The organism is Mesorhizobium sp. P160187 (assembly GCF_057766425.1).
In genome coordinates this window covers 602,128-614,673 of record NZ_JBYMDX010000003.1, presented here as the reverse complement: position 1 = coordinate 614,673, position 12,546 = coordinate 602,128, and the positions used below count along the sequence as shown (strand labels likewise).

Genomic DNA, 12,546 nt, shown 5'->3' with positions numbered 1-12,546 from the left:
GCCCTCGATGACGCTTTTCGTCTTCTTCGCGGTGCTAGCCGCCGCCGCCATGCACGCGATCTGGAACGCGCTGGTCAAGGTCCATCTCGATCGCTTCCTGTCGATCACGCTGATGACACTGGGCATGGGGTTTGCCGCGCTTTTCGTGCTGCCCTTCGTCGAGTTTCCGAAGGCCGAAGTGTGGCCTTTCATCATCGCCTCGGTGATTTTCCACATGGGCTACCGGACTTTCCTGATCGGCGCCTACAAGGCCGGCGATTTCGCCCAGACCTATCCGCTGGCGCGCGGCACGGCGCCGCTTTTGACCGCCCTCGGCGGCGTTGTCGTGGTGCAGGAGATGCCGGCGCCTTTCGCCATCCTCGGCATCCTGCTGCTGTCGGCCGGCACGTTGGTGATGTCGTTTCGCGGCGGCGCGCATCTGGAGCGGATCAATGTGCGGGCGGTCGGCTCTGCGCTCGGCACTTCGATCTTCATATCCAGCTACACGCTCTCCGACGGCAGCGGCGCGCGGCTGGCCGCAACGGCAACGAGCTATGCCGCATGGCTGTTCATCTGCGATGCCACGTGGGCGCTGGTGCTGTGCCTCATCTTTCGCGGGCCCAAGGCGCTGCCCGTGCTGGCGCGCGACTGGAAGGCAGGCCTGTTCACCGGCGTGCTCAGCGGCGCGGCATACTGGATCGTCATGTGGGCGATGACCAAGGCGCCGATCGCCTCGGTGGCGTCGTTGCGCGAGACGTCGATCCTGTTTGCCATGATGATCTCGGTTTTCGCGCTCGGCGAGAAGATGACAGGCTGGCGCGGCGCCGCCGCGCTCGGCATCGTCGCCGGTGTCGTGGCCCTCAGACTGGGCTGAGAGCCTGATACTTCAGCCGAGCACCGTCATCACCTGTCCGCGCCGTTCCGTACTGAAGCGGATGACGACGATGATGCAGACGGCGACCACGCCGGCAAACAGCGCCAGCGCGTAGCCATAGCTGCCTCCAGACGTCTCGGCGATGCCGGCCTGGTAGGGACCGCCATAGGACGCCGCGAGATTGCCGGCCTGGTAGATGAAGCCGGGCAAGGTTGCCCGCACGGCGCCGGGCGACAGCTCGTTAAGATGCACCGGGATGACGCCCCAGGCGCCCTGCACCGCGACCTGCATGACGAAGGCGCCGATGGCCAGCATGAACGGTGTCGAGCTGAAGGCCCAGAGCGGAATCGAGGGCAAGGCAATCAGGCAGGCGAGCGTTATCGCGTTGACGCGGCCGATCTTCTCCGACAGTGCGCCGAACGCCAACCCGCCGACGATGGCGCCGATATTGGCGACGATGGTGATCCAGCTCACCGTGTGCGGGTCGAAGCCATGCTGCTTCTTGAGGAAGGTCGGGTAGAGGTCCTGCGTGCCGTGGCTGAAGAAATTGAAGAACATCATCAGCACGACCGCATAGACGGCGACGCCCCAGTGCTTCCGCAGCGTTTCAAGAAGGCCAGGTCTGACGGATTTCTGCGCCTCGACGAAGGCCGGCGATTCCGGCACATGCGAGCGGATGAAGAGCACGATAAGTGCCGGCAGGAAGGAGAGCAGGAACATGGCGCGCCAGCCGATCGTGTAACCGCCGATCGTCTGCTCGTAAAGCACGCCGTAAACCACGGCCGCCAGAAGGTAGCCGGTGGGATAGCCGCATTGCAGGATGCCCGAGACCATGCCGCGGGCACTGGGCGGAATGGACTCCATGGCGAGCGAACTGCCCAGCCCCCATTCGCCGCCCATGGCGATGCCGAACAGAGCGCGCAGCGCCAGGAAAATGCCGAGATTGGGCGAGAAGGCAGCCAGCGCGCCGATCACCGAATAGCTGACGATGTTGAGCATCAGAATGGGCTTGCGGCCATATTTGTCGGCCAGCCTGCCGAAGAAGAAGGCGCCGATGAAGCGTGTCGCCAGCGTCAGGAACAACGCTTTGGAGACTGCCGGGACGTCAGTGTTGAATCAGGTTGCGATATCGGTGAGCAGGAACGTCAGAAGGAAGAAATCAAAAGCGTCGAGCGTCCAGCCGAGGAAGGAGGCAAGGACGGTTTTCTTCTGCTGCGCGGTGAGAGCCACGACGTTCCTCCTAAACGCCCCCGGGGAACGATATGTTCCTTGGGGCGCAAAAGAGAACAGGCGTCAGCCGGCTTTCGAAAGAAGCGCGGTCACTTTTTCGTAATGTCGAGATCGAACACCATCAGCCCGTCGGTGCCGCCTTCGAGCGCTGCGACCAATCGGGCGCCGGCGCGCTGATGCGCTTCATGCACGAGATAGGCGTCGCGGGCGGCGGCATCGCGGAAGTCGATGGTGAAGGCATGGCTGAAGCCGCGCGCGAACGGCTCCGGGCTGACATTGGTGCTGAAATGGACCGTGTCCATGCCGTCGACAACGGAGCGCAGTGCTTCGAGATCGGCGTGGATTGCGGTGCGCTCGGTGGCGGGCACATCGCTGCGGAAGCGTACGAAGACGCAGTGTCTGATCATTGGTTCGTTCTCCCAAGTGGCTATGCGGCCCGATTGCCGGAGAACACCGCCGGCGGCAGCGGCTCGCGGCCGAGGATGATGTCGGCGCCTTTTTCGCCGACCATGATGGTCGGCGCATTGGTGTTGGAGGAAGGCACGCGCGGCATCACCGAGGCATCGCAGACGCGCAGGCCCTCGATGCCGCGCAGGCGCAGGTCCGGTGTGACCACCGCCATATCGTCATGGCCCATGCGGCAGGTGCCCACGGGGTGATGGTCGGTCTTGGCGGTGCGGCAGGCATAGTCGATCAGCTCGTCGTCGCTGGCGAGCGATGGTCCGGGCAGCACCTCGCGCAACACGTAAGGTGCAAGCGCCTTCTGCCGCATGATCTCGCGCGCAAGCCTGAGGCCCTTGATCGACATGGCGCGGTCATAAGGGTCCGACCAATAGTTGGGATCGATCAGCGGGTGGTCGGCCGGGTCGGCGCTGCTCAGCCGCACCGTGCCGCGCGAGCGCGGGCGCAGGAAGGCCGAGTTCAAGGTCACGCCGGGGTTCTTCAACCTCTCGACGCCGGCCTCGATGCCGGAGCCGAGTCCCAGATGGAACTGGATGTCGGGCGAGGCGGCGGTCGGATCGGCGTACCAGAAGCCGCCGGTCTCGAACAGGCTGGAGGCGACCGGCCCTTTCTTCAGCAGCAGATACTGCAAGCCGGCCCACGCGGTGCGGTGCAGCTTGGCGTAGTTGTCATAGGTGTGGTCGCCGGTGCATTCGGCGATGACGAACAAATCGAGATGGTCCTGCATGTTGGAGCCGACACCGGGCAGATCATGCACCGGCGTCACGCCGACCGATTTCAGGTGATCAGCCGGGCCGATGCCCGACTGCATCAACAGCTTCGGCGAACCGATGGCGCCGGACGAGACGATCACTTCGCGCTCGGCGCGCATGATGGTCTTCTCGCCGCCGGGTTTGTCGACGATCTCGACGCCAATGGCGCGGCCTTTCTCGACGACGATGCGGGTGACCAGCACATCGGTTCGGACCGTCAGGTTCTTGCGGGCGCGGATAGGCTTCAAATAGGCGACCGAAGCGGATGAGCGCCGGGCGTCCTTCTGGGTCAGCTGGTAGTAGCCGACGCCTTCCTGGCTAGCGCCGTTGAAATCCGGGTTGAAGGGGATGCCCATCTCTTGGCCGGCGCGGAAATAGGCCTCGCAAATCGGCAGCGGCGAAATCGGGTTCGACACGCCGAGCGGCCCCTGGTCGCCGTGAAAATCGTTGGCGAAGCGCTGGTTGTTCTCGGCGCGCTTGAAATAGGGCAGCACGTCGCGATAGCCCCAGCCCGCGAGGCCCTCTTCCTTCTCCCATGCGTCGTAGTCGCGAGCGTTGCCGCGCGTGTATATCTGGGCATTGATGGACGAGCCGCCGCCGACCACCTTCGCCTGCGTATACCAGAAGACGCGGTCCTGCATGTGCCTCTGCGGCACAGTCGACCAGCCCCAGGAAGCGATGCCCTTGGTCATCTTGGCAAAGCCCGCCGGCATGTGGATGTAGGGGTGCCAGTCCTTGCCGCCGGCCTCGAGCAGCAGCACGGAATTCGCTGAATCCTCGCTCAGCCGGTTGGCCAGAACGCAGCCGGCCGGGCCGGCACCTACGATGATGTAGTCGGTCATAACTCTATCCACCTACAGTCGAGGCACGGAGAGCGCGCCGTCGACATTGATAATCGAGCCTGTGGAAAAGCCGAGCTTGCCGGCGGCAAGCGTCGCCACCACGGCGCCGATGTCCGATGCTTCGCCCCAGCGTTTTGCCGGCACCAGGCCGCTGTCGATAAGCGCGTCGTATTTGGCTGATACGCTCGCGGTCATGTCGGTGCGAATGATGCCCGGCCGCAGTTCGAACACGCCGATGTTTTCCGGCGCAAGCCGTAGCGCCAGGTTCTTCACCCACATCGAAAGGCCGGCTTTCGAGATGCAGTAGTCGGGGCGTTCCGGCGAGGCCATATCGGCGCTGACCGAGGTGATGGTGATGATCGAGCGCGGATGATTGCTGGGAGCCGCCAGCATCGCCTTGGCGACGGCCTGGCTAAGGAAGACTGTGCCGCGCAGATTGACGTCCAGCGCACGGTCGAAATTCTCGGGCTTCAGCTCCAGCAGATCGCCGCGCACCACGGCGCCGATGCCGGCATTGTTGACCAGGCAGTCGATGCGGCTGAAGGCACGTATGGCGGCGTCGACGAGGGCCGTGTGATCCTCGAGGTTGGCGATATCACAACGGACATAGGCGAACTCCGCACCCCGTGCGGTGATGTTGGCGGCCAGTTCGTCCGGCGCTTGTTCGGCAAGGTCGGCGATCAAAATGTCGAAGCCGGCCCCGGCCAGCGCCTCGGCGCAGGCGAGCCCAATACCCCGCGCACCGCCGGTGACGATTGCTGCGGGGCGGGTCATGCCGCGAGGTCCGTTCGGCGAATATGCTCGGCCACGCGGAGCGCCTGTGCCGCAATCGACAGCGCCGGATTCACGGCGGCCGAGTTCGGCAAAAAACTGGCGTCGACAACGAACAGGTTCGGGTGGTCGAAGGCGCGGCAGAAAGGGTCGAGCGGCGACGTCGCCGGATCGTCGCCCATTTTCACCGTGCCGCACTGGTGCGAGGGCGTGCGCTTGTCGAAGGGACGCGACAGCACGATGGGATAACCGCAGGCGCGGAAGTTCTCACGCATCAGCTTGGTCAGCCCGTCCAGCGACTGCATGTTGGAGCGCCGCCATTGCATGACGATGTCCTTGCCGTCGACCATGATGCGGCTTTCCGGATCGGGTAGATCCTCGCACATCAGATACCAGTCGACGGCGTGACCGGCCATGTAATCGAGCGCGAATTTCGGCACGCGTTTGACGTTGGCCTTCAACATGTTGCCGTCGATCTTGCCGAGCAGCTGGACGTTGCCGAGCGGCTTGCCGCCTTTGCCGTCGGAGAGATAGTAGTCATTCAGCATCAGCGTCTTCTGGTAGACGCTGTCGTTCCTGCGGCGCGGATCGATCGCCAGCATGGCGCTCGAATTATGGTTCATGAAATTGCGGCCGACCTGGTCGGAGCGGTTGGCGAAGCCTTTGCCATCTGGTGAAGGCGAGCGCAGCAGGATGACGGCGGAATTGACCGCGCCGGCGGACAGGATGACCAGCTTCGGCGCGACTTTCTTCAGCTCGCCATTCTGACGGTAGTGAACGGCAGCGATGCTTTTGCCGTCGGACGACGCTTCGAGATATTCGACATGGCAGCCGGTTTCGAGTCGGATATTGCTGTCCTTAAGTGCAGCCGTCAGCGGTCCGGTCTGCGCATCGACCTTGCCCTGGGCGGTGTTGGGGAATGCGTCCCAGCCGGTCTTGCCCTCCTTCAGCCAGGTGTCGATGTCGACGCCGAGCGGCAGCGAGGCGGGGTGCAGGCCCAGTCCCTTCAGCTCGGCGCGGGCGCGCGCAATCGGCGCTTCGTCGGGCACCGGCTTGAAGGCATAGGGGACCGAGTGGAACGGTTCGGTCGGGTCCTCGCCAAGTGAGCCGCGGACGCGAAACAGCTGCTCGGCTTTCGAATACCAAGGCTCGAATTCATCGTAGGAAAACGGCCATGCCGGCGAGACGCCACCGAAGTGCTCCACGGCGGCGAAATCCTCTTTGCGGTAGCGGATCAGCACCGCGCCGTAGAATTTCGAATTGCCGCCGACATAGTAGTAATTGCCGGGGTTGAAGGCGGCGCCGCCGGGCTCGCGCCACATCTCCTTCGGACGGTAGTGGCCGTCGACGAAGATGGAGCGCGTGTCGCGGGCATGCGGCGTTGCCGTCAAGGGCTCGCCGCGCTCCAGCATCAGGATCGAGGCGCCGCTGCCCGCCAGACCGGAGGCGATCGTAGCGCCGCCGATGCCGGAGCCGATGATGACGATATCGGGGCTGACCATCTCGATCAGCGGATGCGGTGTTCGGTCGCCGGATCGAAGAACACGGCCTTGGTCAGGTTGAAGGCGAGCGGCGTGCTGGTGCCCGGCTGGATGTTGGCGTCGGCCCGCAACCGCGCCACCACGCCCTTGCCGCCGAGATTGGTCACCGCGAAAGTATCGGACCCTGCCGGCTCGACCACTTCGATGTGCAGGTCGGCAGTGGCAATGTTGGAGGCGTTGCGTTCCGCACCTTCCGGATCGGTCAGCGCTTCCGGGCGCACGCCGAAGATGATCGGCTTGCCCTGGAATGCCGAAAGACCCGCCGGCGCGTTGGCCATCGGCAGCGTGATCGGCTCGCGCGCCTCGCGCTCCAACACGACGGACAGCGCATTTCCCGACGTGGCAATGGTCGCCGGGATCAGGTTCATCGCTGGCGAACCCATGAAGTCGGCGACGAACAAATTGGTCGGGTTGTTGTAGATCTCGGCCGGGGTGCCGAACTGCTGCACCTCGCCGTCGCGCATGACGGCGATCTTGGTAGCCAGCGTCATCGCCTCGATCTGGTCGTGGGTGACGTAGACGATGGTTGTGCCGGTGGTGGCATGCAGGCGCTTGATCTCGATGCGCATGTCAACGCGCAATTTGGCGTCGAGGTTGGACAAAGGCTCGTCGAACAGGAACAGCTTGGGGTCGCGCACCAGCGCCCGGCCCATGGCGACGCGCTGGCGCTGGCCGCCGGAAAGCTGGCTCGGCTTGCGCTGCAGGAGGTGGCCGATCTGCAGGACCTTGGCCACCTTGTCGATCGCCTTTTGGCGTTCGTCGGCCGGCACGCCGCGCATCTCCATGCCGAAGGAGATGTTTCCGGCCACCGTCATGTTCGGATAGAGCGCATAGCTCTGGAACACCATGGCGATGTCGCGCTTGGATGGGTGCAGATCGTTGATGGCGCGGCCGTCGACGCGGATTTCGCCCTCGGTGATCTGCTCCAGGCCGGCAATCGTGTTGAGCAAGGTGGACTTGCCGCAGCCGGACGGGCCGACCAGCACCAGGAAGCCGCCCTTTTCGAGCTCGACATCGATGCCCTTCAGGATCTCGACATTCCCGAAGCGCTTCTTCAGCCCATCAATTTCCAGAAAAGCCATGGTCGTTCCTTCCGAATTGATCAGCCCTTGACCGCGCCAGCCATCAGCCCGCGCACGAAATAGCGGCCGGCGACGACGTAGACGATCAGGGTGGGCAGAGCCGCGATCATCGCGGCCGCCATGTTGACGTTGTATTCGACGACGCCGGTCGAGGTGTTGACGACGTTGTTGAGCGCCACCGTCATCGGCATGGAGTCGCCTGTGCCGGCGTAAGCCGAAGCGAACAGGAAGTCGTTCCAGATGTTGGTGAACTGGTAGATGACGGTGACGACGAAGATCGGCATCGAGTTCGGCAGCATGATGCGGCGGAAGATCTGGAAGAAGGAGGCGCCGTCGACCTGCGCCGCCTTGATCAGTTCGTTCGGGAACGCCTCGTAATAGTTGCGGAAAAACAGCGTGGTGAAGCCGATGCCGTAGACGACATGGACGAAAACCAGGTTGACCGTCGGATTGCCGAGACCGAAGGTCGTACCCGTCGCATTCTGCAGCTTCACGCCGAAACGTCCCAGGCTGCCGAGGATGGTCGCCATCGGCAGCAGCACCGACTGGAACGGAATGAAGCAGGCAAACAGCATCAGCCCGAACACCAGCGTGGCGCCGCGAAAACGCCATTTGGTCAAGACGTAGCCGTTGAGCGCGCCGAGCATGGTCGAGATCAGTACGGCTGGAACCACCATCTTGATCGAGTTCCAGAAATAGCCCTTGATGCCGGCGCAGGTTAGGCCGACGCAGGTCTCGCCCCAGGCCTTCAGCCACGGGTCGAAGGTCGGCGCCTTGGGCAACGCCAGCATGTTGCCGTTCTGGATCTCGTCCATGGTCTTGAACGAGGTCACCAGCATGACGAACAGCGGCATCAGATAGAACAGCGCAAACAGCGCCAGAAGCCCGTAGATGACGATGCGGTTGAGGGTCTTGGTGCTGATGCCGCCGGAGGCCTGTCGGGAAGCAGCGGGACGGGCAGGGGTGGCGACAGCGCTCATCGCGGCTTCTCCCGCAGTTCCGAATAGAGATAAGGCACGATGATGGCGACGATGGTCATCAGCATGATCACGGCACTGGCCGAGCCGACGGCCATTTCGTTGCGCTTGAAGGTGTACTCATACATGAAGTTGGACGGCAGCCAGGCCGAGCCACCGGGGCCGCCGCTGGTCAGCGCCACCACCAGATCGTACGACTTGATGGCGAGGTGGGCGAGCACGATGAAGGCCGACAGGAAGATTGGCCGCAGCAGCGGAATGACGATGCGGCGATAGAGCTGGAAGGTGGTGGCACCGTCGATCTGCGCCGCCTTCATGATCTCGCCGTCGATGCCGCGCAGGCCGGCCAGGAACATCGCCATGATGAAGCCGGAGGCCTGCCAGACGCCGGCAATGACCACCGTGTAGATGACGAAATCCTTGTTCTTGATCCAGTCGAAATGGAAGCTTGTCCAGCCCCATTGATGCAATGTCTGTTCGAGGCCGAGGCCCGGGTCGAGGAACCATTTCCAGGCAACGCCGGTGACGATGAAGGACAGCGCCATCGGGTAGAGATAGATCGGCCGCAGCACGCCTTCGCCGCGGATCTTCTGGTCGAGCAGGATGGCCAGGAACAGGCCGAGCGCCAGGCAGATGGCGATGTAGAGAAAGCCAAAAATGCCCATATTGACGATCGACGTGTACCAGCTCGATGGCGGGTCGGAGTCGAAGGTCCAGCCCCACAGCCGTAGATACGCGCGTGGTCCGGTAATGACATAGGACGGGAAGGTCTTGGAATTAGTGAAGGACAGATAGACAGTCCACAGGATAAAGCCATAGACGAAGACGATGGTGATGGCGAAGCTCGGCGCCAGCACGATCTTCGGCAGCGCGTCCTGCAATCGCGCGCGCACGGAGGGGCGAGACCGCTCGGGCGTCAGCTTGATCTGGGTTGTCGCTACACTGCTCATAGGGCTCCTCCCGTTCGGGTCGTCCGTGCCTGCCGTCAGGCGGCAAGGCGGCCCCGTGCATACGGGTCTCTGGTCGGCATGGTGTTCAAAAGGGTTTCACCGTTTCACGGAAACGGCGAACCTCTCTAACTCTTTCGTTCACGCAATTCCGGCCGGAAAACCGCTCACACTTTTCCTGGAATTGCGCCAGCCGGCCAATCCTGAGGCGAACCTTCCCCGCCGAAGCGGGGAAGGTGTCTTGCTGGCCAGCGCTTACTTGGCGTCGTCGATTGCCTTGACCAGTTCGGTCACGGCTTCGTCCGAGGTCTTGATCTGACCGTGGACGAACTTCGAAACGACGTCCTTGTAGGCATTGGCGACCGCCGGAGGCGCGCCATAGCCCTGGGCAAGCGAGCCGAACAGTGTGCCGCCTTCGTTGGCAGCCTTCAGGTCGGCGATGCCCTTCTTGCCGCACGCGTCGAAGTCGGTGTCCGGAACGTCGGTACGGGCGGGAACCGAACCCTTGACGACGTTGAAGGCGGACTGGAAGCTCTTCGACAGGGTGGCGGTGGCCAACGCGACCTGGGCGGCCTTGCGGTCGTCCGGAACGTTGAACATGCCGAACATGTCGGAGTTGTAGACCACCGAGCCTTCCGTGCCCGGGAAGCGATAGCACAGGAAGTCGGTGCCCGGCGTTTTCTTGGCGGCGTTGAACTCGCCCTTGGCCCAGTCACCCATCACCTGCACCAGGGCATCGCCCTTGATGACCATGGCGGTGGCAAGGTTCCAGTCGCGGCCCGAGAAGTTCGGGTCGACATAGGTGACGAGCTTGGCGAGGTTGTCGAACGACTTCTTCATCGTGTCCGACTTGAGGGACTCGTCGTCGAGGTCGTTGAAGGCCTTCTTGTAGAACTCAGGTCCGCCGGTCGACAGCACGACCGAGTCGAACATGGTGGCTTCCTGCCAGTTCTGGCCGCCAAGGGCGAGCGGAATGACGCCAGCCGCCTTGGCTTTGTCGAGCAGGGCGACGAAGTCGTCGAAGGTCTTTGGCTCGGTGCCGCCGATCTTGTCCATCACCGCCTTGTTGATCCACAGCCAGTTGACGGAGTGGACGTTGACCGGAGCAGCGACCCACTTGCCGTCATAGACGGAGAACTTCTGCAGGGCTGCCGGAACCGACTTGTCCCAGCCTTCCTTCTTCGCCGTCTCGGTCAGGTCGCCCATCACGCCGGCCGCCGCATAGTCGAGCACGGTGTAGCCGAGCATCTGCGACGCGGTCGGGTAATTGCCGGCCGCGACCATCGCCTTCAGCGCAGTCATGGCGGCGTCGCCGCCACCACCGGCCACCGGCACGTCCTTCCAGGCATAGCCTTCCTTGGCAAGGTCGCCCTTGAGGACGTTGAGAGCAGCCGCTTCGCCGCCCGACGTCCACCAATGCAGCATCTGCACTTCCTTGACGTCCTCGGCATGGGCCGAGAAAGCAAAGGCCGTCGCCAGAGCCGTTCCGATAAGCAGTTTGCGCAACATGTTCTACCTCCCTTGTTGCATTACACGACCGGTGGAAGCCCCACCGGGTTCTTCCAAACTCAGCCGACCCACCAACCGGTGCGCTGGCCGCGATGAAACTGGATTGTCTTTTCCTCGGTATAATCCTCGACAGCGCGTTTGCCGAGTTCGCGTCCGATGCCGGACTGCTTGTAGCCCCCGAATGGCAACTCGGGAAAGCCTTCCATGAATGTGTTCACCCAAACGGTCCCCGAACGCACACCACGCGCCACCGACATACAAGTGTCGATGCTGGCGCTCCACACCCCTGCAGACAGACCATAGGGCGTGTTGTTGGCGATGTGCAACGCCTTTTCAATCGATCCAAAAGTCAGCACGGAGAGCACCGGGCCAAACACTTCCTCGCGCGCAATAGCCATGTCTTCGGTAACGCCGCGGATGATGGTCGGATCGAGGTACTGGCCGGCATTGGACGCCAATTGGCCGCCACCGGTATAGACATTGCTGCCGTCTTTTGCTGCCGCCACGACGTAATCCGCCACCTTGGTCAGATGGTCGGCGGAAATCATCGCGCCAACCTTGGTTCGGTCGTCGAGTGGGTCGCCGACCGTTACCTTGGCGGTCAGGGCCTTGACAGTGGAGAGGAAATCGTCGGCGATGGCTTCATGCACGATCAGCCGGCTGCCGGCATTGCAGCATTCGCCGGCGTTGAAGAAGCCGCCGAACACTGCTGCGTCAGCGGCCGCCTCGAGATCGGCATCGGGGAAGACGATCTGGCCGTTCTTGCCGCCGAGCTCCATCGAGACTTTCTTCAGCGACTGCGCGGCGGAAGCCATGGTCATCTTGCCGACGCGGGTAGAGCCGGTGAACGACACCATCTCGACCAGCGGATGGCTGACCATCGGCCCCCCGACATCGGCGCCGAGGCCGGCCAGGATGTTGACGACGCCCGCGGGCAGGCCGGCCTGCATCAGGATGTCGCCGAGCACGAAGGTCGAGGCCGAGGTCATTTCGCTCGGCTTGACCACCGCGGTGCAGCCGGCGGCGAGCGCGAAGGGCAGTTTCTGGCTGACGATCAGGAACGGGAAATTCCACGGGGTGATGATCGAGACGACGCCGATCGGCTCGCGCAGCACCACGCCCAGCATGGCGTCGCCGAGATTGGCGTAACTCTCGCCGTGCAGCGTGCGGGCGAGCGAGGCGGCATAGCGCCAGATGTCGACGGCGCCGCCGATCTCGCCGCGCGCCTGGGCGATCGGCTTGCCGGATTCCAGCGCATCGAGGCGGGCGATGTCTTCGCGCTGGGCCTCGATCAGGTCAGCCGTCTTGAGCAAGATCGCGGCGCGCTCGGCCGCCTTCGTGCGCGGCCACGGGCCGGTCTCGAATGCCTTGTGCGCGGCCTGCATGGCCGCCTCCACCTCGGCCTCGCCGGCCTGCGCATAGCGCGAAACGGTGAAGCCATGGCCGGGGCTGTTGCGCGCAATCGTGCGGCCGTCACGGGCATCGACATGCTTGCCGTCGATCAGGAGCTTGTAAGCCTTCGGCGCCTTGGACGCCTCGGCCGGCATGGAAATGTTGAGCGGTGCGTTCATCATGCTTTC

Annotated in this window: 10 protein-coding genes and 1 pseudogene; 1 reads left to right on the top strand and 10 read right to left on the bottom strand. The window is 63.4% G+C overall.

What is annotated here, in order from left to right:
* Positions 1-7 precede the first annotated feature (7 nt).
* Positions 8-853 carry an EamA family transporter gene (locus AC3CCE_RS06265; RefSeq protein WP_352624337.1) on the top strand — a complete coding sequence of 282 codons (846 nt, stop codon included), beginning with the start codon at positions 8-10 and terminating at the stop codon, positions 851-853.
* Positions 854-865: 12 nt separating this feature from the next.
* Here AC3CCE_RS06265 and AC3CCE_RS06260 read toward each other — a convergent pair.
* The 10 genes and pseudogenes from AC3CCE_RS06260 to AC3CCE_RS06215 form a co-directional block, all read right to left on the bottom strand.
* Positions 866-2,083: pseudogene (locus AC3CCE_RS06260) on the bottom strand (MFS transporter).
* Between the two features lie 89 nt (positions 2,084-2,172).
* The gene (locus AC3CCE_RS06255; RefSeq protein WP_023683219.1) at positions 2,173-2,490 is read right to left on the bottom strand and encodes a Dabb family protein; all 318 of its coding nucleotides are present in this window, start codon (positions 2,488-2,490) and stop codon (positions 2,173-2,175) included.
* 20 nt (positions 2,491-2,510) lie between these two features.
* Positions 2,511-4,139, bottom strand: coding sequence for a GMC family oxidoreductase (locus tag AC3CCE_RS06250; protein ID WP_023814630.1), 1,629 nt, complete (start codon positions 4,137-4,139; stop codon positions 2,511-2,513).
* Positions 4,140-4,151: 12 nt separating this feature from the next.
* Positions 4,152-4,913, bottom strand: a complete 762-nt coding sequence (locus tag AC3CCE_RS06245) for a 3-ketoacyl-ACP reductase (RefSeq protein WP_352624335.1) — start codon at positions 4,911-4,913, stop codon at positions 4,152-4,154.
* On the bottom strand, positions 4,910-6,412 hold the full coding sequence (locus AC3CCE_RS06240) for a GMC oxidoreductase (RefSeq protein ID WP_023804697.1): 1,503 nt from the start codon (positions 6,410-6,412) through the stop codon (positions 4,910-4,912). Before AC3CCE_RS06240 ends, AC3CCE_RS06245 begins: the two co-directional genes overlap by 4 nt.
* A gap of 5 nt (positions 6,413-6,417) precedes the next feature.
* The gene (locus AC3CCE_RS06235) at positions 6,418-7,533 is read right to left on the bottom strand and encodes an ABC transporter ATP-binding protein (RefSeq protein WP_023671180.1); all 1,116 of its coding nucleotides are present in this window, start codon (positions 7,531-7,533) and stop codon (positions 6,418-6,420) included.
* 20 nt (positions 7,534-7,553) lie between these two features.
* Positions 7,554-8,513 (bottom strand): carbohydrate ABC transporter permease, encoded by a 960-nt coding sequence (locus tag AC3CCE_RS06230; RefSeq protein ID WP_023814627.1) that lies wholly within the window; start codon positions 8,511-8,513, stop codon positions 7,554-7,556.
* On the bottom strand, positions 8,510-9,460 hold the full coding sequence (locus AC3CCE_RS06225) for a carbohydrate ABC transporter permease (RefSeq protein WP_023671182.1): 951 nt from the start codon (positions 9,458-9,460) through the stop codon (positions 8,510-8,512). The genes AC3CCE_RS06230 and AC3CCE_RS06225 overlap by 4 nt, the downstream gene beginning before the upstream one ends.
* Positions 9,461-9,712: 252 nt before the next feature.
* A complete protein-coding gene (locus AC3CCE_RS06220) occupies positions 9,713-10,966 on the bottom strand; it encodes an ABC transporter substrate-binding protein (RefSeq protein WP_027049809.1) in 1,254 nt (417 codons plus the stop codon).
* A gap of 59 nt (positions 10,967-11,025) precedes the next feature.
* A complete protein-coding gene (locus AC3CCE_RS06215) occupies positions 11,026-12,537 on the bottom strand; it encodes an aldehyde dehydrogenase family protein (RefSeq protein WP_352624349.1) in 1,512 nt (503 codons plus the stop codon).
* Between the last annotated feature and the right edge of the window lie 9 nt (positions 12,538-12,546).

Bases quoted from the DNA above. Each gene is read 5' to 3' on its own strand.
- AC3CCE_RS06265 (WP_352624337.1), top strand. From the start codon at position 8: ATGACGCTTTTCGTCTTCTTCGCGGTGCTAGCCGCCGCCGCCATGCAC.
- AC3CCE_RS06255 (WP_023683219.1), bottom strand. From the start codon at position 2,490: ATGATCAGACACTGCGTCTTCGTACGCTTCCGCAGCGATGTGCCCGCC.
- AC3CCE_RS06250 (WP_023814630.1), bottom strand. From the start codon at position 4,139: ATGACCGACTACATCATCGTAGGTGCCGGCCCGGCCGGCTGCGTTCTG.
- AC3CCE_RS06245 (WP_352624335.1), bottom strand. From the start codon at position 4,913: ATGACCCGCCCCGCAGCAATCGTCACCGGCGGTGCGCGGGGTATTGGG.
- AC3CCE_RS06240 (WP_023804697.1), bottom strand. From the start codon at position 6,412: ATGGTCAGCCCCGATATCGTCATCATCGGCTCCGGCATCGGCGGCGCT.
- AC3CCE_RS06235 (WP_023671180.1), bottom strand. From the start codon at position 7,533: ATGGCTTTTCTGGAAATTGATGGGCTGAAGAAGCGCTTCGGGAATGTC.
- AC3CCE_RS06230 (WP_023814627.1), bottom strand. From the start codon at position 8,513: ATGAGCGCTGTCGCCACCCCTGCCCGTCCCGCTGCTTCCCGACAGGCC.
- AC3CCE_RS06225 (WP_023671182.1), bottom strand. From the start codon at position 9,460: ATGAGCAGTGTAGCGACAACCCAGATCAAGCTGACGCCCGAGCGGTCT.
- AC3CCE_RS06220 (WP_027049809.1), bottom strand. From the start codon at position 10,966: ATGTTGCGCAAACTGCTTATCGGAACGGCTCTGGCGACGGCCTTTGCT.
- AC3CCE_RS06215 (WP_352624349.1), bottom strand. From the start codon at position 12,537: ATGAACGCACCGCTCAACATTTCCATGCCGGCCGAGGCGTCCAAGGCG.